The 19,710-nt window shown below is 34.6% G+C and carries 19 protein-coding genes and 2 pseudogenes; 2 read left to right on the top strand and 19 right to left on the bottom strand.

The features are described from left to right. Positions 1 to 69: 69 nt before the first annotated feature. The 4 genes and pseudogenes from HMPREF2818_RS01465 to HMPREF2818_RS10455 form a co-directional block, all read right to left on the bottom strand. Positions 70 to 1,509: a 6-phospho-beta-glucosidase gene (locus tag HMPREF2818_RS01465; protein WP_000989488.1), complete on the bottom strand. Its 1,440-nt coding sequence runs from the start codon at positions 1,507 to 1,509 to the stop codon at positions 70 to 72. 159 nt (positions 1,510 to 1,668) lie between these two features. Further along, positions 1,669 to 2,283, bottom strand: coding sequence for an SGNH/GDSL hydrolase family protein (locus tag HMPREF2818_RS01460; protein ID WP_000895129.1), 615 nt, complete (start codon positions 2,281 to 2,283; stop codon positions 1,669 to 1,671). A gap of 100 nt (positions 2,284 to 2,383) precedes the next feature. Then, positions 2,384 to 3,205: a Cof-type HAD-IIB family hydrolase gene (locus HMPREF2818_RS01455; protein WP_000593347.1), complete on the bottom strand. Its 822-nt coding sequence runs from the start codon at positions 3,203 to 3,205 to the stop codon at positions 2,384 to 2,386. A gap of 182 nt (positions 3,206 to 3,387) precedes the next feature. After that, positions 3,388 to 3,567 (bottom strand): annotated as a pseudogene (locus HMPREF2818_RS10455) (hypothetical protein); the annotation flags it as partial. Positions 3,568 to 3,828: 261 nt separating this feature from the next. Here HMPREF2818_RS10455 and HMPREF2818_RS01450 point away from each other — a divergent pair. Next, positions 3,829 to 4,758 (top strand): helix-turn-helix transcriptional regulator, encoded by a 930-nt coding sequence (locus tag HMPREF2818_RS01450; protein WP_001086430.1) that lies wholly within the window; start codon positions 3,829 to 3,831, stop codon positions 4,756 to 4,758. Positions 4,759 to 4,814: 56 nt separating this feature from the next. Here the strand turns inward: HMPREF2818_RS01450 and HMPREF2818_RS01445 are convergent, their stop codons facing one another. The 14 genes from HMPREF2818_RS01445 to HMPREF2818_RS01380 all read right to left on the bottom strand — a co-directional run bounded on the left by HMPREF2818_RS01445 (position 4,815) and on the right by HMPREF2818_RS01380 (position 17,849). Further along, complete coding sequence (locus HMPREF2818_RS01445) at positions 4,815 to 6,347, bottom strand: ClC family H(+)/Cl(-) exchange transporter (RefSeq protein WP_000427427.1); 1,533 nt, start codon at positions 6,345 to 6,347, stop codon at positions 4,815 to 4,817. A 108-nt stretch (positions 6,348 to 6,455) separates the two neighbouring features. Next, positions 6,456 to 7,529, bottom strand: a complete 1,074-nt coding sequence (locus tag HMPREF2818_RS01440) for an ABC transporter substrate-binding protein (protein ID WP_001255373.1) — start codon at positions 7,527 to 7,529, stop codon at positions 6,456 to 6,458. Beyond that, a complete protein-coding gene (locus tag HMPREF2818_RS01435) occupies positions 7,522 to 8,298 on the bottom strand; it encodes an ABC transporter permease (protein ID WP_000712712.1) in 777 nt (258 codons plus the stop codon). The genes HMPREF2818_RS01440 and HMPREF2818_RS01435 overlap by 8 nt, the downstream gene beginning before the upstream one ends. Further along, the gene (locus HMPREF2818_RS01430; protein WP_000753812.1) at positions 8,295 to 9,089 is read right to left on the bottom strand and encodes an ABC transporter permease; all 795 of its coding nucleotides are present in this window, start codon (positions 9,087 to 9,089) and stop codon (positions 8,295 to 8,297) included. Before HMPREF2818_RS01430 ends, HMPREF2818_RS01435 begins: the two co-directional genes overlap by 4 nt. After that, a complete protein-coding gene (locus HMPREF2818_RS01425; protein ID WP_000184098.1) occupies positions 9,073 to 10,227 on the bottom strand; it encodes an ABC transporter ATP-binding protein in 1,155 nt (384 codons plus the stop codon). The genes HMPREF2818_RS01430 and HMPREF2818_RS01425 overlap by 17 nt, the downstream gene beginning before the upstream one ends. A gap of 48 nt (positions 10,228 to 10,275) precedes the next feature. Then, entirely contained in the window at positions 10,276 to 11,178 is a 903-nt protein-coding gene (gene murB / locus HMPREF2818_RS01420) for a UDP-N-acetylmuramate dehydrogenase (protein WP_000598027.1), read from the bottom strand. 143 nt (positions 11,179 to 11,321) lie between these two features. Further along, entirely contained in the window at positions 11,322 to 11,810 is a 489-nt protein-coding gene (gene folK / locus HMPREF2818_RS01415) for a 2-amino-4-hydroxy-6-hydroxymethyldihydropteridine diphosphokinase (protein WP_000214500.1), read from the bottom strand. Beyond that, a complete protein-coding gene (gene folB / locus HMPREF2818_RS01410) occupies positions 11,807 to 12,169 on the bottom strand; it encodes a dihydroneopterin aldolase (protein ID WP_000358071.1) in 363 nt (120 codons plus the stop codon). The genes folK and folB overlap by 4 nt, the downstream gene beginning before the upstream one ends. Before the next feature lies 1 nt (position 12,170). Next, positions 12,171 to 12,974 carry a dihydropteroate synthase gene (gene folP / locus HMPREF2818_RS01405; protein WP_000690163.1) on the bottom strand — a complete coding sequence of 268 codons (804 nt, stop codon included), beginning with the start codon at positions 12,972 to 12,974 and terminating at the stop codon, positions 12,171 to 12,173. 3 nt (positions 12,975 to 12,977) lie between these two features. Continuing rightward, entirely contained in the window at positions 12,978 to 13,541 is a 564-nt protein-coding gene (folE, locus tag HMPREF2818_RS01400; RefSeq protein ID WP_001133587.1) for a GTP cyclohydrolase I FolE, read from the bottom strand. An 18-nt stretch (positions 13,542 to 13,559) separates the two neighbouring features. Next, complete coding sequence (locus HMPREF2818_RS01395; protein WP_000222112.1) at positions 13,560 to 14,822, bottom strand: bifunctional folylpolyglutamate synthase/dihydrofolate synthase; 1,263 nt, start codon at positions 14,820 to 14,822, stop codon at positions 13,560 to 13,562. Between the two features lies 1 nt (position 14,823). Further along, a complete protein-coding gene (gene rarD, locus HMPREF2818_RS01390; RefSeq protein WP_001224293.1) occupies positions 14,824 to 15,711 on the bottom strand; it encodes an EamA family transporter RarD in 888 nt (295 codons plus the stop codon). Further along, a complete protein-coding gene (gene thrB / locus HMPREF2818_RS01385) occupies positions 15,698 to 16,564 on the bottom strand; it encodes a homoserine kinase (RefSeq protein WP_001220331.1) in 867 nt (288 codons plus the stop codon). Before thrB ends, rarD begins: the two co-directional genes overlap by 14 nt. A gap of 1 nt (position 16,565) precedes the next feature. After that, entirely contained in the window at positions 16,566 to 17,849 is a 1,284-nt protein-coding gene (locus tag HMPREF2818_RS01380; protein WP_000152823.1) for a homoserine dehydrogenase, read from the bottom strand. Positions 17,850 to 18,025: 176 nt separating this feature from the next. On the opposite strand from HMPREF2818_RS01380, the gene HMPREF2818_RS01375 reads away from it, so the two are divergent. Next, entirely contained in the window at positions 18,026 to 18,913 is an 888-nt protein-coding gene (locus tag HMPREF2818_RS01375) for a polysaccharide deacetylase family protein (protein WP_000951503.1), read from the top strand. Positions 18,914 to 18,935: 22 nt separating this feature from the next. On the opposite strand, the pseudogene HMPREF2818_RS01370 reads toward HMPREF2818_RS01375, so the two are convergent. Next, positions 18,936 to 19,679, bottom strand: a pseudogene (locus tag HMPREF2818_RS01370) (BCCT family transporter); the annotation flags it as partial. Positions 19,680 to 19,710 lie beyond the last annotated feature (31 nt).

The raw sequence follows: 19,710 nt of genomic DNA, 5'->3' as shown, positions 1-19,710 counted from the left end.
ATTTCTTTCAATTATTATACACTATTTTATGAATGAGAAAAAGAGAGTTAACAGTTATTAGTCTGCTCTTTATTCTATTTGACTGCCATTACTTGCAATAACCTTCTTGTACCAATAAAACGATTTTTTCTTGTAACGCTTGAGTGTTCCCTCTCCTTTATTATTGCGATCAACATAAATGAAACCATAGCGTTTTTCCATTTCACCAGTTCCTGCAGATACTAAATCAATACATCCCCATGTAGTATAGCCAATTAAATTAACACCATCTACATATATAGCATCTCTCATTGCAGCAATGTGCTGACGGAGGTAATCAATACGATAATCATCTTCTACGTAACCATTCTCATCAGGAATATCTACTGCCCCAAGTCCATTTTCAACAATAAACATCGGTTTTTGATAACGATCCCAGATAGCATTTAAGGTAATACGTAATCCAAGCGGATCAATTTGCCATCCCCATTCAGAAGATTTCAAGTAAGGATTCTTAAGTGATGCGAAAATATTTTCTTGAACCTGTTCACTGACAGTTGGATTACCTGAAGCTACTCGGCTTGAATAGTAAGAAAATGAAATAAAATCAACCGTATAGTCTCTTAACAAAGCAAGATCTTCTGCTGTCATTTGAATTGAAATACCTAAATGCTCAAAATATTTTTTAGCATAATTAGGGTATTTGCCACGAGCTTGCACATCAATAAAAAAATAATTTTCTCTATTTTTTTGCATCGAAGCCCAATAATCTTGTGGATGACACGTATTTGGATAGTATTGACCTGCAGCTAGCATACATCCGATTTGATTATTTGGATCAACTTCATGAGCAATTTTTACTGCAATAGCCGAAGCCACTAACTCATGGTGAGCTGCTTGATATTTAATTTGCTCTTGATTTTCACCATCTTCAAAATATAAGCCAGCGCCCATAAAAGGAGCGTGTAAAATCATATTGATTTCGTTAAAGGTCAACCAATATTTAACTAACCCCTTAAAACGAGTAAATAAAGCTCGTACAAGGCGCTCATAAAAACCAATCATTTTACGGCTCCGCCACCCACCGTAATGTTTAATAAGGTAGATAGGACAGTCAAAATGTGTGATGGTTACCAAAGGTTCAATACCATACTTACGACACTCTTTAAAAATATTTTCATAAAACCGAAGACCAGCTTTATTTGGATATAGCTCATCACCCTTTGGAAAAATACGCGTCCATGCTATTGACATACGATAGGTTTTGAAACCCATTTCTGCAAGTAATGCAAGGTCTTCTTTATAATGGTGATAAAAATCTATTGATTCTTTTGCTGGATAAAAGTATCCTTCCTCAAAATCAAACATTTTCTTTTGTCCTGAAATAATTGCAAATCGATCTTCTCCAGTAGGAACAACATCTACATTTGCTAGGCCACGTCCATCAACATTGTAAGCTCCTTCACATTGATTGGCAGCAGTTGCCCCGCCCCATAAAAAACCTTTTGGAAATACTTGTTTTACCATCATTTACCCCTCTTGTTTTTTCTTATCATAATATTAAAAAAGACCAGTTACTGACATTGATTCGCCAAATACTGGTACTACCCGTGACATGAACTTTCTACTTAGAAGGTCTTTTCACTAATTCTGTGTATTTAAATACTTAAAAATAGTATCGAAACACTTTTAAAGGTGGAGTTTTATCGTTTCAGAAATTTTAGCATAGGCTTGATCTGTTAGGTGCAAACCATCTTTTGTAAAACTGCTAGCAAGCTGACCTTTTTCGTCAACTAATAAATCATACAATTCAATATAATTAATGCCAGAAATTACTGATAAGGTTTTGTTTAAAGCTTTTATTGCTTGATTATTTCTTACCTTGACACGCTCTATATAGTCATCTTCTTCACTAACAGGTAAAACACTCAGTATATTAATCTCTGTCATATAAGATTCCGCACGAATTTCTGCAATTATATCCGTGATATTAGCTATGATTTCTGACTGTGAATGCCCTAAACCAATATCATTTGTTCCAATTAAAATAAATACTTTGGATGGTAATAGTTCCCATACTTGGGTTCTCAAGTTTTCTAAAAGCCAATAAGTATCTGATCCTGCTACTCCTCTATTAACTAAAGGATAGTCACGTCCTAAATGTTTTTTTAAAGGAAAAAACTCAACGATAGAATCTCCTGTGAAAACAATGGCACCTTCTTGTACTGTCTGATTGTTAATCTCAAAAAACTGTTCTCGTTTCATTTGATAATCTCTTAAAGCTTTGTCAATAACTTCTAACATCGTTCTCCTTCATTCTTAAATATTTCTCTAGGCTTTCTTGTATTATAACAAAATTTCACCTGAGAATTGAATAGTATGCTTCGTTAAAAGCTACGTGGTTCTATTCATTATCACTCATCTTGTGAAGAAAGTTCTCTATCGTTTCTAACACACCATCTTGATCGTTACTAACTGTTTGATATTTAGCAATAGCTTTAATTTCTTCTGGCGCATTTGACATAGCGTAAGAAATATTTGCTGCTCTCAACATTTCCACATCATTGCCCCCATCACCAAAAACCATCACTTGATCCTGTTTCAATCCCCACTTTTCAAGGAGAATAGCGATACCATCCGCTTTATTGACATCAGCTGGTAAGACATCGATACAACCAAAACCACTAGAGGTCAATCTGATATGATGATTTTTAAAGTGTTCACTAATATCTAACAACATCTCAGAAACAAGATTTTCATTTACCCAAAGTGTCATTTGAAAATATCGGTCATCATCTAAGGGCAGCAAATGGTCTTTATAGATAAAATTAGGCATATAGTATTCTAATTCAGTCCGCCTATTAATAGGAGTTCTTCGCTCAAGGTATGAACGTTTTTCACCAGATAAGCTGATGAGTGTCTCAGGATAGTTCTGATATAAATAGGATAAAACAGCTGCAACTGTATCATTAGATAAATAAGTTTCTTTTAGTAATGTGCCATCTTGGTCAATGACACGACCACCATTTTCAGCGACGTAGGCGATACGATTAGGGTATTCCAAAAAGTTTAACAACAATTGATCGTATAAATTACCACTAGCAGCTACAAATTTAATATCATACTTCTCCATCAACGTTAATAAAGAAGAAAACCGTGCTTTATCATAAGTTTTATCTGAGCGTAGAAAAGTTCCATCCATATCTGTTGCTATTAGTTTAATCATGCAAGTAACCTTTGCCTTTCAAGAGGGTGCCAAATATCTCAATATGTTCTTTCATTATATCACATATAAACCAAAAAGATTTGATACCTGATACGTCAACGGTTCTATTAATTAAGTTAAATTTTGTTTCAGAGATTAAATTGACTTTTACCCATACTTATCGCCATACTATCAGAGCTTGTTTAACATAATGATTTACTGAAGAGTTTTCTTATTGTTGAGTTGAATAATAGATTCGTAACTATTGCAATAGTCATAATAAAATATTTGAGATTCGAAATTGCTATACGTGTTTTTGAGAGACCTAAAATTATTTTTTTCACATAGTTATTCTGTTTTGAAAAAATAAATAATTGAGTATATTAATAAATTTGGTCATATTAATACAACAAAAAATCCTTACATGAGATAAGGAGATTAAACGACCCTGTAAGGATTTTGAAGTTATTAGAAACACTCTAAGCAAAAATTTTAAAGCGTTTTCTCTATGACTTATATTATATGTCATGTTCCTATACAAAACTTACACTATCCTTTCAAAAAATAATACTATCCTACGAAACCCATTTTTTGATAGTTTTCTGTTATAATAATACTATCCTACGATTTTAGAAAGAAAAACGATGAACTCACTTGATAATTTACTATCACATAATTTAGAAGATAACCGGCATTTATTACCCTACGAACACATGCATACTGAGGTTAGAAATGGTTACCCTGACATTTTATTTCACTGGCATCCGGAACTTGAAATTTCATATGTCCACGAGGGGACCGCACGTTATCACATCGATTATGATTTTTTTAATAGCCAATCTGGTGATATTATCTTGATCCGTCCAAATGGTATGCATTCTATTCATCCGATTGAAAATAAAGAGCATATCACAGATAGCATTAAATTTCACTTAGATTTAATAGGATATTCTATTGTAGACCAAGTTAGCCTTCGTTATTTACAACCGTTGCAGACTAGCTCTTTTAAGTTTATCCAATGTATCAAACCTAGTATGACAGGATATAATGATATCAAAAATTGTTTGTTTGATATTTTTAATATTTCAAAAGAAGAAAATCGACATTTTGAGCTACTCCTAAAAGCTAAATTAAACGAACTCTTGTATTTACTCTATTATCATCAATATGTCATTAAAAAACATACTGATGATACCTACAGAAAAAATGAGAGAATTCGTGATCTGATTGATTATATTAATAATAATTACCAGCAAAATCTTACCATTGAATTTTTAGCTGATTATATGGGGTATAGTAAGACACATTTTATGACCGTATTTAAACAGCATACTGGAACATCCTGTACAGAATTTATCATACAAGTTCGTCTTAATAAAGCTAGTGAGCATCTTATTAACTCCACTACGGCCATTATTGATATTGCCAACAGCGTTGGTTTTAATAATCTATCAAATTTTAATCGCCAATTTAAACGCTATTATCATACAACTCCTCGCCAGTACCGCAAACAATTTACCAACAAAAAAGACGGTAGTACGCTTGTCTATAGAAATATAAATACAAAAAAATAGAAACTAGTTAAATCCATGACTAGTTTCTATTTTTTATTATTTAAGCGTTAATTAGTTTACATCAGCTGTTCACGTACTTCTTTAATTTCCGATTCATTCACAACTAAAAAAATGGTGTCGCCAGCATTCAAGATAGTATTTCCTGATACTACAGCCGATGTCTTATGATGAATTTGAGTCGTTATTAACACATTTTCTGGTAATTCTAAATCTCGGACATACTTTCCTGATATTTTATCTGAAACAGTTAATTCAATCAATGTAGGTGTCATTACTTTATCTTTTGGATTGAAGGTCATTTTAGCCAACATCGCTTCATAAATAGGTTCTCCCTTTAATAAATCCATGACAATATAAGATACCATCGTTACAATTCCAATAGCCATTAATTGTTTTAAATCGCCAACCATTTCTGTAACCAAAATCATAGCTGTTAGTGGTGCTTTTGAGATTGCACCAAAATAGCCCGCCATTCCTAGAACAACAAATAAAGATATCTGCTGATGAGATATTATACCAAAGTACTGCATACCTACTGCAAAAAAAGCACCTGCTAAAGATCCTAAAGCTAGAATTGGTAAAAAAATTCCTCCTGGCAAGCCACTACTGTAACTCAACATACTCCATAAAAAACGAATGAGGAAAAATAATCCTAACATCATCAGACTAAGATTACTCCTAGGCAGTGATACAATTAAGCCATTTCCACCCCCCAATAATTGTGGGAAATAGTAACCAATAGGAAGAATAAAAATTACCGCTAATATACCATATAGGTGAGATGGTAGATGAAATAGTTTGCCCAAATAATCATAGATCACATGAAATCTTAAAATTACCCACTCATAGATAAAACCTAAGATACCCAAAAAGAGACCCATGAGTAAAAAAATCCAATAAAAGTTGAGATTTAAAGATGGTAATTCTGATGGTAAAGCTAAAACTGGGGTTAAACCAAAGATATTAAGTGAGACAAAGTTTGCCACTAAACTTGCTACCAAAGCTGTTATCCAAACTAAGCGAGAAAAATGATGGTAAATTTCTTCAACTACAAATAAAAGGCCTGCAATAGGAGCGTTGAAGGCTGCTGAAAGACCTGCTGCCGCACCACTAGCAATTAAAACACGTTTTTCCATTCGACTAGCATTGAGATACTGTGCAATTCCCTTACCTGTCATAGCTCCTAACTGAATACTGGGACCTTCGCGACCAAGCATAAGTCCCGAAGAAATAGCTAAAATACCCGCAATGAATTTCTTCCATACAATACTAAACCAGTCTGGCGATAGCATTCCTTTAAGTTCACCTTCAACATGCGGGATACCTGAACCTTTAATATCAGGATCAGATTTGATAAAAAAACCTATTATCACTGCAGCGATAATACTAGTAACCGTAATGCTTAATAAAATAATTGGTTGATAATGGGCACTTTTATAAAGTTCCATAACAACTAAAAAAATTTTTTCAATCGCTAATCGAAATATGCTGACAACAAATCCTGCTATTAAGCCTACTACTATTCCTCTCCAAACAAATCCCAGAATTGATTCAAGTGAAAACTGAAATTCATTTTTATGATTTTCCATATTTTCCTCCTTTTCTTACAATTATTTTAACAAAAATATCACAAACTTTCTAGGAACTCTTGGTAACTAAAAATACCTCTCATCAGAGAAGTACTTTTTGTTAATAGATTACTTACGATACATTTTAAATTGTAAGTACAAATCATTGTAAATACCAAGCCATTTTTGACCCAAGTTATTGTAAACTTCTAAATGATCAATTGTTTTATCAGGAGGATAAAATGCTTTATCATTTTTGATATCTGCTGGTAACAGCGCTTTTGCTTTGAGATTAGGGGTCGCATAACCAATATATTCTGCATTTTGTGCCGCATTTTTAGGTTCCATCATGAAATTAATAAAGGCATAAGCTTCTTTGCGATGCTTTACTGTTTTGGGGATTACAATATTATCAAACCAAAGGTTAGATCCTTCACTAGGAACAACGTAATGCAAATGCTTGTTCCCATCAAGCATTTCTCGTGCTTCTCCAGAGAATGTAACACCAATCGCTGCATCTCCCTGAATCATATAGCCTTTCATCTCATCAGCAACAATAGCCTTAACGTTTGGTGTTAGAGCATCTAACTTTTTAGAAGCGGCTTTTAATTCTGATATGTTCTTTGTATTCAATCCATATCCCAAGGAATTTAAACCAACTCCAATAACCTCACGTGCACTATCAACTAGCATGATTTTATTTCGAAACTCTGGACGCCATAAATCATCCCAATGTTTAGGAGGAGTTTTAACTAATTGATCATTATAAACAATCCCAACAGTTCCCCAGAAATAAGGAATCGAATATTTATTTTTAGGATCGAAACTCAAATTTTTAAACCTAGCTCCAATAGCATCCCAATTAGCTATCTTTGAATGATCAAGTTTAACCAGAAGGTTTTCTTTTATCATTTTGTCAATCATATAATCACTAGGTACAGCAATATCATATGTCGTCCCACCCTGCTTAATTTTGGTGTGCATAGCCTCATTAGAGTCAAACGTTTCGTATTGTACTTCAATTCCAGTTTCTTTTGTAAATTTTTTTAATAAGGCTGGATCAATATAGTCTCCCCAGTTATAAATAACTAACTTATCTGAGTTAGGTGTTGAACTACTCTTTTTTTCTAAGTAAGTGGTTAAACCAAAGAGGATCAGGATAACAAGAACAATACCGCCTAAAAAGGAATAAACTCTACGCATTCTTTTCTCCCTTCTCTTTCGAAATATAGTAATAACCAATTACCAATAAAATACTAAATAAAAAGACAATAGTTGACAAGGCATTAATTTCCAATGATATACCGCGACGTGCGCGTGAATAGATTTCTACTGAAAGCGTTGAAAAGCCATTACCTGTAACAAAGAAAGTAACCGCAAAATCATCTAGCGAGTAAGTGAAAGCCATAAAGAAACCTGAAATAATACCCGACGACAAATAGGGTAACATAACTTCTTTAAGCATTTGCCAAGTTGAAGCTCCTAAATCATAGGAAGCATTAATCATATCATCATTCATTTCTTTTAAACGAGGTAAGACCATTAAAACAACAATAGGAATAGAGAATGCAACATGGCTCAATAATACAGAAGTGAAACCTAACTGTAAACCAATAACAGTAAATACTAAGAGAAAACTTGCACCAATCATAACATCTGGTGCTACTAAAAGGATATTATTAAGCGATAAAATAGAGGTTTGATGTCTACGTCTTACCTGATAAATCCAAATAGCTCCAAAGGTACCAATAATTGTAGCTAATAAGGCGCTAAGAAAAGCCAAAAAGAATGTTTGCACTAAAATTAGCATTAAGCGGCTATCCTGAAACAGTTCTCCATAGTGACTAAAGGTGAATCCAGTAAAAGAATTCATATCCCCACCTTTATTGAAAGAATAAAAAATCAAATAAATAATAGGAATATAAAGGATAATAAAAACAAGTGCTAAATAGATATTTGCGAATTTTTTCATGCTTTCCTCTCCTTTGTTAACCACATAATAGCAACCATCACTAAAATTAAAATAACCCCTATGGTTGAGCCCATACCTTTATTTTGTGTGATTAAAAAATGTTGTTCTATGGCTGTCCCTAAAGTAATAACTCGATTACCACCAATAAGACGCGTAAGCATAAAGAGACTTAAACTAGGAATAAAGACAGATTGTACACCTGCTCTTACACCATTCAGAGATAGAGGAAATATAACCTTCTGAAAAGTTTGCCATGCATTTGCACCCAAGTCATCACTTGCATAAATGAGATTTTGATCAATATCATCCAAGGCATTAAAAATGGGTAATAACATAAACGGTAATTCAATGTAAGCTGCTACAAAAAGAAATGAAAAATCTGTAAATAGAATCTGTTTTGGGCCGATACCTATAAAGGTTAAGAAGGCGTTAATTCCCCCTTGTTGACCAAATATCCCCATAAAAGCATAGGCTTTTAACAAAAGATTAATCCATGTTGGCAAAATAACTAGCATTAGCCATAATTGCTTGTGTTTTAATTTTGTAAGCAAATAAGCAGCTGGATAGCTAATCAAAAGCGTTATGAAACTAACGATGCCTGCATATAGAACCGAGTTAAAGCTCATTTTAAGATAGGTTCCTGAGCTAAAAAACGTCTGGTAATTAGCTAAAGTAAAGTGCCCATTAATATCAAAGAACGAGTTCCAAGCAATCAAAGCAACAGGTGCTAATACAAATAAGAATAACCAAGCCATATAAGGAATTGAAAATAGACTAGAGGTTTTCTTCATTTCTCTCCTCCTCGATAGCATTGATTAAACCATCCTCATGATCGTCAGTGTCTACATATTCTTCAATGCGCGCATCAAATTCTTCTTCTGTTTCATTAAGACGCATAATATGTATATCTTCTGGAGTGAAATCTAAACCAATAACTTCCCCCTCAATAGCTTTACGAGTTGAATGAATCATCCATTCATTACCTAAATCATCATAAGCAATAATTTCATAGTGGACACCTCGAAAAAGTTGTGTGTCCACTTTAACTTGAAGTTTTCCTTCATCAGGTAGGGTAATTTGAAGATCTTCTGGACGAATAACTACTTGGACTGATTCATTAGGGCGCATACCGCCATCAACAGCCTCAAAGCGCTTACCGTTAAATTCAACCAAATAATCCTCAATCATCTTGCCAGATAAGATATTTGATTCACCTATAAAAGTTGCTACAAAATGATTGATAGGTTCATCGTAGATATCTACTGGTGTTCCTGATTGAACAATTTCACCTTCATTCATGACGAAAATCCAATCACTCATTGCCAACGCTTCTTCTTGATCATGTGTGACAAAAACAAAGGTAATGCCTAAACGTTGTTGCAGTTCGCGCAATTCATATTGCATCTCTGTACGCAATTTCAAATCCAATGCTGATAAGGGTTCATCTAGTAAGACTACTTTAGGTTGATTGATGATAGCACGCGCTATCGCAACACGCTGGCGTTGTCCTCCTGATAATTTTTGAATGGCTCGTTTTTCAAACCCTTCTAAACGAACCATTTTTAGAGTTTCTTGAACACGTTTTTGAATTTCTTTCTTATCCATTTTTTTCAACTTTAATGGAAAAGCAACGTTTTCAAAAACCGTCATATGTGGAAACAAAGCATAGTTTTGGAAAACGGTATGAACATCCCGTTTATTAGTGGGAACATCATTGATGCGTTTCCCATCTAAGTAAATATCGCCTGTACTCGCCTCTAGCAAACCTGCAATAATATTTAAGATAGTTGATTTACCACTTCCTGAGGCCCCTAATAAGGTGTAAAATTTACCTTCTTCAAGTTCAAAATTAATATCTTTTAAGACAACGGTGTTGCTGTCTTCAAATACCTTTGATACATTTTTAAATGCAATGATTGGGTTAGTCAATTCTCATAAATCCTCCATTTTTCTGACTAAAGTAAGTACTAAACTACTTTATAATAGCGACTCACCGATAATACGAACTTCTGGTTCCAAATGGACACCTGAAGTTGATTCAACGGTGTTAATAACATGTTCAATAAGATTTTCATAATCTTGAGCTGAACCTTCTGCAATGTTAACCATAAAACCAGCATGTTTTTGGCTAACCTCTACTCCACCAATACGTTGACCTTTAAGATGTGCTTCGCTAATGAGTTGCCCTGCAAAATGTCCTGGGGGACGTTTGAACACAGAACCACAAGAAGGGTATTCTAAAGGTTGTTTCAGCTCACGGAGATAGGTTAAACGATCCATTTCCTGAGTAATCATGAGATGATCTCCTGGTTTTAAGGCAAACTTAGCTGATATAACAATATCTCCACTCTCTTGAATGACAGAATGACGATAACCAAATTGCATATTCCTAGCTTCAATCGTTTTAAGTTCACCCTGTGGTGTCAAAACTTGTGCAGACAATAAAATATGAGCAATTTCACCACCGTAAGCGCCAGCATTCATAAAGACTGCTCCACCTACACTTCCAGGAATTCCGCAAGCAAATTCAAAGCCAGTTAAGCTATGATAACGTGCAATACGAGTTGTTTCAATGAGATTAGCTCCTGCTTCTGCTTCAATAACATAACCGTTGACTGTAACAGTTGACAGTTTATCAAACATGATAACAAAACCACGGATACCACCATCTCTAACGATAATATTACTCGCATTTCCTAAAACCATCCAAGGAATATTTTGACTGTTAGCAAACTTAACAATACGCGATAGTTCAAGGCGATTCCTTGGGAATGCAAGATAATCAGCAGGTCCTCCTACTTTAGTATAAGTATATTTCTTTAAAGGCTCATCAAAGCGAATATCGAGACCTTCTAATTCTTTTTGTATTGTTTTAATCATAACCTTTATCTCAATTCTGTTTTATTGTGTTTTATAGACACAAAAAATCGGCATAAAACCGATTTCTATTATACCAAAAATATAGGTTGTTGACGATACATTATCACAATTTCTGTGTATTTTAATTTTAAAATCCTAACTGACTATTCGACTGGTTTTAAATAATGAACTTCTCCTAAATTCAATTTTTCGAGATAGTCTTCTAGCTTAGAACCATTAGGTAAACTTAGTTGAGGTGCTATTTCGAGTAACGGAACTAGAACAAATGCTCGCTTCGTCATATACGGATGGGGTACTACTAAATCTTCTTGGTTAATCACTTGATTACCAAAAAGTAAGATATCAATATCTATTGTCCTTGGACCCCAGTGCTCATGTCTCACGCGCTTTAAGCGTTTTTCAATTTCTTGACAATAATCCAATAATTCAAAAGGTGCTAAGTCTGTCTCTACCTGACAACATATATTAAAAAAATCTTCTTGGTTAGTATTCCCCCAAGCAGCTGTTTCATAAATAGCGGAAATTTGCGCGACTTTTGTCTTTTGCAAATGATCAATTGAAAAGAGAGCCTGCTTCAGAAAAGTTTCTCTATCACCAATATTACTACCTAAACTCAAGTAAACGGTTGTCATGCTCGCTTGCGCTCCAATTCAATTCCAACTGATTCATAGTGCCCATTAATTGGTGGATTGTCTTTTGTAATCTTTAATGTAATAGCTTGTACTGGATGAAACTGTAAGAAAATATCTTCAACAATAACACCTGCTAATTTCTCTATTAATTGATACTGTTCGTTTTCAACATGATTTTTAATACAGTCAAAAACTTCACCATAATGAACCGTATCAATTAAATCATCAGTTTGTGATGCTTTTGCCAAATCAAGTGATAGAACAGCATCAACTTGAAAAACTTGCCCCAATGTTTGTTCTTCCGAAAAAGCACCATGATAACCATAAAACCGACATTTATTTAAATAAATCTTATCCATATTACACCAACTGACTAATTACTGTCACAATGTCCTTATTTACTTCAACATTGTGAACACGTACAATCTGACACCCCTTTGCTATTGCCCATGCCGATAAAGCAGCAGTCCCCATATCACGTTCAATTACTTCCCTATTACCACCTAGAAGATAATTAACAGTACGTTTTCGAGAGATCCCAAATAACACAGGATAACCTAAATCACACACTTGTTCCAAACCTTTTAATAGTTCTAAATTTTGCTCCTCTGTTTTAGCAAAACCAAAGCCAGGATCTATCCAAATATTATCCTTTGAAACACCTGCTTCTAAAGCATGATCTGCTCTTTCAAGTAAGAATTCACAAACTTCTTTTTTGATATCTTGATAAACAGCTTCTTCCTGGTTATGCATCAAAATAATTGGAACATTTCGTTCTGCTGCTAAAGATAGCATTTTACCATCATATAAACCTGACCAAACGTCATTTAAAATATGTACACCTGCATCAAGGGCTGCTTGAGCTACCTCTGTTTTATAAGTATCTATTGATAACAAAAGATCAGGGTAGACCTCTCTAATAGCTTTAATCATTGGAACTACACGTTTAATTTCTTCTTCAGAAGTCACAAATACTGCACCTGGCCGCGTTGATTCTCCCCCAATATCTACAATTGCCACCCCTTGTTCAAGCATCTCACCAACTTGATTTAAAGCTGAATCAATTGTGGTATAAGAACCACCATCTGAGAAGGAATCAGGCGTTACATTTAAAATCCCCATGATACAAGCTTTACCTGTAATATCATATTGTCCTATTTTCATCTTTTATCCTTTTTGTATTAGCGATAGAATTTCTTGTCTTTCATATCGATCGTCCTTGTATAAACCACGAGCTACCGTTGTAATCGTCTTACTTCCTGGTTTTTTAATGCCACGCATTGTCATACACATATGCTCTGCTTCTATCATAACAAAAATACCTTTAGGCGCCAAAGCATCCTCTAAAGCTTGTGCAACTTGTGCTGTTAAACGTTCCTGAAGTTGAGGACGCTTACTCGCCACTTCAACTGCACGTGCAAGCTTACTAAGTCCAGTAACACGTCCATCGTTTGGTAAATAAGCAATATGAGCTTTACCATAAAAAGGAACCAAATGATGTTCACACATGGAATAGAATGGAATATCCTTGACAATCACAACCTCTTCATGATTTTCAGAAAAGACTGCAGTGAATTGCTCCTTTGGATCTTGATTAAGTCCTGAGAACATTTCTATATACATTTTTGCCACACGCTTCGGTGTATCTTTCAATCCTTCTCGATCAGGATTTTCTCCTAAAGCCTCTAAAAATTGATAAATAGCTTTTTCCATTTTTTCTTGATTGGGCATTAATTTATCCTATCCTTTTTAAGTTGTTGTAGTTTTGATTAATAGTAGTTCCTGACGAACTTGAGAAATAAAATAAAGGGAGCCAGTAATCACATAGAAATCTTTATCTGATGTCAGATTTATATCATGTAGCCATTTCTTCCAATCACTAACTCTAGTGTACGCTTTAGGATATTTGTCTAAGTTTATTGATTTAGGGTAATCAAAGCTAGTAACCGAAACCGGAGCGATACTAGACAATGATTCTAACATACTCTCTATCGGTTTAGTATTAATTGCAGCAAATAGAATATGCACGTTTTTCTGCTGATATTTTTTTATAACTTGAACGAGAGCATCGACACTTTCATTATTATGAGCGCCATCAATCATTACATTTGGAAAGATTAATTCTGTACGGCCTACCCATTTTGTCATTTCAAGCCCATCTTTAATGGTCTGTAGGGTTAACTTTGGATATTTGTCTCTTAATAATAAACTGGTAGTTATAGCTATGCTAGCATTGGAAACTTGGTGATGTCCCGGCATTTGCAACTGAATATGATCAATATTTGCTTGAGGACCTATATAGTTAAAATAATTTTCCTCTTCTTTTATATAAAAGTCATTGTGTAAACGATAAGTCTGGCTGTGGGTTTCCTTGGCTTTTATTTGAAAGACTTCTTCAACATCCTGACGATCATTAGCATATACGAATGGAACTCCTTTTTTTAAAACACCTACTTTTTGTTCAGCTATATCTACATAAGTTCGTCCTAAAACCTCCTGATGATCTAATCCAATTGACGGACAAGTAACCGCTAAAGCCTTGAACATGTTGGTAGAATCATAATAACCGCCCATTCCAGCCTCAATAATGACGATATCAACTGGACAGCTATTGCCAAAATAATAGAACATCAAAACTGTTATAACTTCAAATTCTGTAGCTGGTTCTAGGTTGGTCTCAAGGTGCAACCGTTCAACAACTGGACGAACAGTTTCAACAAGTTTGATAAAATCAGACTCTGGAATCATTTGACCATCAATGCTAATACGCTCTCTAAAGTCAACAATATATGGTGATGTAAATGTTCCAACTTGATAACCAGAATTTGTAAAAATATGTTGTAAATAACTAGTTGTTGATCCTTTACCATTCGTTCCAACAACATGAATGGCAGATAGGTTGTTTTGAGGGTTTCCTAACTGCTCTAGCATCCATCTCATACGTTCCAAACCTGGTTTAATACCAAAAGCTAATTTGCTATGAATCCATTCTAGCGCTTCTTGATAAGTCATCTTATTTACCTTTCTTTAACATCGTATGTACTTGTCCAATACTAAAAACTAAAATAGCAAGCCAGATAAAAATAAAACCTATTACCTCCCCACTAACGATAGTTTCTTTAAAAATAAACAATGCTAGCAATAATTGGATGGTTGGATTGATGTATTGGATAAAACCGATAATATTTAGAGGAGCCCTCTTAATGGCTTCTGCAAATAATAAAAGAGGAACTGCTGTAATGATTCCTGAAAGTGAGAGTAAAACTAATTGTAATATATTATAATCAGTTAAAAAATCTTTGGCGAAAAACACTATATAAATGAGTGCAAACGGAGCAATAAAACTACTTTCTACCAGCATCGAAAAATCGCTAGATAAAGAAATTGATTTTTTTAATAACCCATAAAAACCAAAAGAAAGCGCTAGAGTTAGTGAAATTAAAGGAAAATGACCAGTTTGATAAACTAAAATTCCAACTCCCATGATTGCAATCAAAATTGCAAGGCTAACTACTCTTGCCAGGTGTTCACGTAAAACAAGGACCGACAACAAAATTGAAATAATCGGCATCATATAATAACCAAGACTTGCCTCAGTAGCGTGACCATGCGTGACTGCAAAAATATAGACCAACCAATTAATTGAAATTAAAATACTGGCTACAAACATTGTCCAAAATGACTTTTTATTATTAACTAAGCCTTTTAAGTCTTTTAAATAGACTGTTTTTCTACCCGAAACGAGCATATAAATAAGCATAGTTAAAACAGTGAATATAATCCTATAAGCAAACGTACTATATGCTTCAATTCCAGATAATAATTTCCAATAAAGAGATAAAAGCCCCCATAAAACATAGGCTGACAAGCCAAGGATAATTCCTAAATTATCTTTTCTCAACTCTCACTCCTTTTCGCTCAATATTAAGTACTTGAATCTGTCCATCTAAACATAATTTACTTAACTCTGTGACAATTGGTTGTTCTTTTTCTTTCGAACACAGAACCATTACCGTCGGTCCTGCTCCAGACAAATAAGTAGCATACGCACCGTTTTGAGTGCTGATTTGTTTTATAACTCCAAATTCCTTCACCAAAGGTTGACGATATCTTTCATGAAAGAGGTCCCTTTCTATAGCCCATCCAGCAGTTACCAAATCACCTTTCAACAACGACGCAACCATCACATTAGCGACGCTGCTTGAAGCAACTGCATCCTCATAACTCAATTTTTGAGGTAGTACATTTCGACTATCACTTGTTTTTAATTCATAATTTGGAATAAAAGCGATAAAGGAACTATCTGGAAACATCACTTCCAAACTTTTAATATCATTTTTCACTATTGATGAAATAACTAAATCACCAAAAATGGCCGGTGCTACATTATCAGGATGTCCTTCTAATCGGGTAGCTATCTCTAATTTTTCTTTTTGAGAAAGAGCCAAATTTCCTAATTGATTGGCTAATTCTATTCCTGCAACAATTACAGAGGAAGAAGAACCTAAACCTCTGGCCAAAGGAATATCTGAAAACATTTTTAAGCGGTGTGGTGCCAAATCCGACTTAACATGCAAAGCTGTTTGAATAAGGAGGTTAGTATGATCTTTTGGAATATTTACTAAATTGTGTTCAACTAACCACTCTGTACTTTCTTCTAATACTTCAATGCTTAAATACTTTGATAACGCAACTCCTATTGAATCAAAGCCTGGACCAATATTCGCACTAGTTGCAGGTACAATTATCCTCATTTCACCCTCCTATTACTTTGAATACATTGATTAACTGAATGACACCACTCTCAGGAAACTCCTCAATAAATTGAGTTATTTTCTCTTGGCTAACTTCATCTGTTAATACATAGATTTCTTGTTGTTTATCATCCAATGCTTTTTCAATAACATTTTTCAAACCTATATTTTCTTGCTCAAAGTACCTTCCAAGTGTATCACTATCTTCAGCATTTCTCAAAGAAATAGCTAGATAGTACTCATTGAAGATATCAGACTGCATTGACAACCTACACGGACAATGATAAGTATTCATAGGCTTAATTTTTATCTGTGATCGAATACTACGACTAATATCGATGATATCGGCTAAAACAGAGGTTGCTGTTGGATTTTGTCCCGCACCTGGTCCATAAAAAAGAGACTGACCAATCCCTATTGATTCAATGAATACTGCATTCATCACATGATTAACTGCAGCTAAGGGATGCTCTTGAGAAATTAGTGTCGGAGAAACGTCTACACTTATACCAGTTGGAGTTTCACGAAGATCAGCTACCAACTTAATGGCAAAGCCCATCTCCTGAGCTACTTCAACGTCCTCTGAGCGAATACTAGAAATCCCCTTATAATTAACATCATCAAAATCAATAGGCATACCAAATCCAAATTGACTTAAGATAGTGGCTTTGTAGGCAGTATCAATACCTTCAACATCATTTGTAGGATCACTTTCGGCATAACCTAACTCTTGTGCCTTTTTTAGAGCTTGTTCATAAGACCATCCCTCTTCAAACATTTTTGTTAACATGAAATTGGAGGTACCGTTGAGAATTCCTAATAAACGTGTCATTTTATCTGAGGCAAACGAATGCGATAGGGTCCTTAAAATAGGAATGCCTCCAGCAACTGCTCCCTCATAGAATAAAGCTAGACCTCTAGCGTCTGCTAAATCCATCAACTCTTTTCCGTGTAAAGCAATGAGATCTTTATTGGCTGTCACAATATGTTTACCAAATCCTAATGCTTGACTCAAATAAGTTTTAGCTGGCTCAATCCCCCCCATTAATTCCACTACAATATCAATTTGTGGATCTTGAAGAATAGTATTTATCTCTGTCACAAAGTTATAAGTAAATCCCTGATTGATGAAACGCTGGCGGCTTTCATTATCTCTTACTAATACTTTATCAATCACAATATCTTCGCCTTCTAAAGAAAGTAGCTTATGTTGATTTTCTTTTAGCAAATATGGAATACCCTTAGCAACCGTTCCAAAACCTAATAAAGCTATTTTAATAGTCATGAATTTCTCCTTAGAAATTGTCTCTAACTTCAAGACAAACATTGGCTATATTATAACAAATTACCAATATTTTTTATAGGGTAAACGCGTCTTGTCCTATGAAAGTTCTTAAAAAGAGAATATTATTTCAGAAAAGATGATACAATAAAAGTACTTTAAAAGTTAAGGAGAAATAAATGGCACACACACCTACTAGTCATCGTAAACCACGAAAACGTTCCCCATGGTTAGCTATTGCTTCTGTCTTTTTTTTGTTAATAGCTTTAATCGGCATATTTCTATTCTTCAACAATCGTTCAAAGCAAGAAATAAAAACAAAAACGAACGCCTCTAGTCATCGAAAAATTGTCACATCTATCAAAAAAAAGAAATGGGTTAAGCAAAAGACTCCTGTTAAAATACCCATTTTAATGTACCATGCTGTTCATGTTATGGACCCTTCTGAAGCCGCCAGTGCTAACTTAATTGTGGCACCTGACATTTTTGAAAGTCATATAAAACGTCTCAAAAAGGAAGGATATTACTTCTTAGCCCCTAACGAGGCATATCGTGCACTAAACGAAAATGCTTTACCTGAAAAAAAAGTCATTTGGATTACTTTTGATGATGGAAATGCCGATTTCTACACTAAGGCATACCCTATACTCAAAAAGTACAAGGTTAAAGCCACTAATAATATCATCACTGGCTTTGTTCAAGAAGGACGAGAATCTAACCTCAACGTTCAACAAATGCTAGAAATGAAGCAAAACGGCATGTCATTCCAAGGACATACGGTTACTCACCCCAATCTTTCTCTCTTAACTCCAGAACTACAAACCCAAGAAATGACACTATCAAAACTGTTTTTAGATCAAAAACTCTCTCAAGATACTCTTGCGATTGCTTATCCATCAGGACGCTACAATCCTACAACTTTGGATATTGCTAGTCAATATTATAAACTAGGGCTTACAACAAACGAAGGAGTTGCAACAAAAGATAACGGTTTGCTTTCTCTTAATCGAGTTCGTATCTTACCAACTACTAGCGATGATGATTTGATCAAAACGATTAACCAATAAAAAGAAGCCTTCTGGCTTCTTTTTATTCTTCATAAGATTTAAATGGTTCATTTTTACGTGGATAACGATCTGGAGAAATCGATAAGCCCATTTCTTTTTTCTCATGGAAAAGCTCCACTAATAGCGCTAGCATCATCAAAATCATTACGAATGAAAATGGCAGAGCGACAATAATTAAAACGTTCTGCAGCGCTAACAGACCACCAGACAAGAGTAAGACAATAGCAATCACTGCCAACACTAGCCCCCAAATTACTTTAGTTCGATTTTTTGGATTTAAATTACCATCTTCTGTCAACATAGCCAAAACGTACGTTGCAGAATCTGCTGATGTAATAAAAAATGAAAAAATTAAAATGATAGCAATAGTGGATAAAAGCCAACCTAAAGTGTAGTGATTAAAAGTAGCAAACAATACTTCCTCTGTTGCAAACTTTGTCAAATTAATACCCAGTTGTTGTACCTGAGTTGATAATGTGCCAAATGCTGCAAACCATACAAAACTCAATAATGTCGGTATTAAAAGAACTACCGTTAAAAACTCCCGAATGCTACGCCCTTTAGAAATACGAGCGATGAAAACTCCAACAAAAGGAGACCAGGAAATCCACCACGCCCAATAAAAAATCGTCCAATTATCAATCCAAGAACGTTTAGTATTGTCAAAAGCAGCTGCACGAAAGCTCATTCCAAAGAAATTTTGTAAATAAGAGCCTAAAGACTCTGTTAGGGTATCAAAAATACGAACCGTTGGTCCCAATACAATAGACTTCCTGCGAAACTAAAATCCTAGTTCA

It is taken from the genome of Streptococcus sp. HMSC076H09, from assembly GCF_001811765.1.
Classification (GTDB): domain Bacteria; phylum Bacillota; class Bacilli; order Lactobacillales; family Streptococcaceae; genus Streptococcus; species Streptococcus agalactiae.
The sequence above is the reverse complement of the archived record's forward strand: the minus strand, read 5'-3'. Positions and strand labels throughout refer to the sequence as shown.

Coding starts and splice junctions, on each gene's coding strand:
- HMPREF2818_RS01465 (WP_000989488.1), bottom strand. CDS start 1,509: ATGATGGTAAAACAAGTATTTCCAAAAGGTTTTTTATGGGGCGGGGCA.
- HMPREF2818_RS01460 (WP_000895129.1), bottom strand. CDS start 2,283: ATGTTAGAAGTTATTGACAAAGCTTTAAGAGATTATCAAATGAAACGA.
- HMPREF2818_RS01455 (WP_000593347.1), bottom strand. CDS start 3,205: ATGATTAAACTAATAGCAACAGATATGGATGGAACTTTTCTACGCTCA.
- HMPREF2818_RS01450 (WP_001086430.1), top strand. CDS start 3,829: ATGAACTCACTTGATAATTTACTATCACATAATTTAGAAGATAACCGG.
- HMPREF2818_RS01445 (WP_000427427.1), bottom strand. CDS start 6,347: ATGGAAAATCATAAAAATGAATTTCAGTTTTCACTTGAATCAATTCTG.
- HMPREF2818_RS01440 (WP_001255373.1), bottom strand. CDS start 7,529: ATGCGTAGAGTTTATTCCTTTTTAGGCGGTATTGTTCTTGTTATCCTG.
- HMPREF2818_RS01435 (WP_000712712.1), bottom strand. CDS start 8,298: ATGAAAAAATTCGCAAATATCTATTTAGCACTTGTTTTTATTATCCTT.
- HMPREF2818_RS01430 (WP_000753812.1), bottom strand. CDS start 9,089: ATGAAGAAAACCTCTAGTCTATTTTCAATTCCTTATATGGCTTGGTTA.
- murB (WP_000598027.1), bottom strand. CDS start 11,178: ATGATTAAAACAATACAAAAAGAATTAGAAGGTCTCGATATTCGCTTT.
- folK (WP_000214500.1), bottom strand. CDS start 11,810: ATGACAACCGTTTACTTGAGTTTAGGTAGTAATATTGGTGATAGAGAA.
- folB (WP_000358071.1), bottom strand. CDS start 12,169: ATGGATAAGATTTATTTAAATAAATGTCGGTTTTATGGTTATCATGGT.
- folP (WP_000690163.1), bottom strand. CDS start 12,974: ATGAAAATAGGACAATATGATATTACAGGTAAAGCTTGTATCATGGGG.
- folE (WP_001133587.1), bottom strand. CDS start 13,541: ATGCCCAATCAAGAAAAAATGGAAAAAGCTATTTATCAATTTTTAGAG.
- HMPREF2818_RS01395 (WP_000222112.1), bottom strand. CDS start 14,822: ATGACTTATCAAGAAGCGCTAGAATGGATTCATAGCAAATTAGCTTTT.
- thrB (WP_001220331.1), bottom strand. CDS start 16,564: ATGAGGATAATTGTACCTGCAACTAGTGCGAATATTGGTCCAGGCTTT.
- HMPREF2818_RS01380 (WP_000152823.1), bottom strand. CDS start 17,849: ATGACTATTAAAATAGCTTTATTAGGTTTTGGAACGGTTGCTAAGGGT.
- HMPREF2818_RS01375 (WP_000951503.1), top strand. CDS start 18,026: ATGGCACACACACCTACTAGTCATCGTAAACCACGAAAACGTTCCCCA.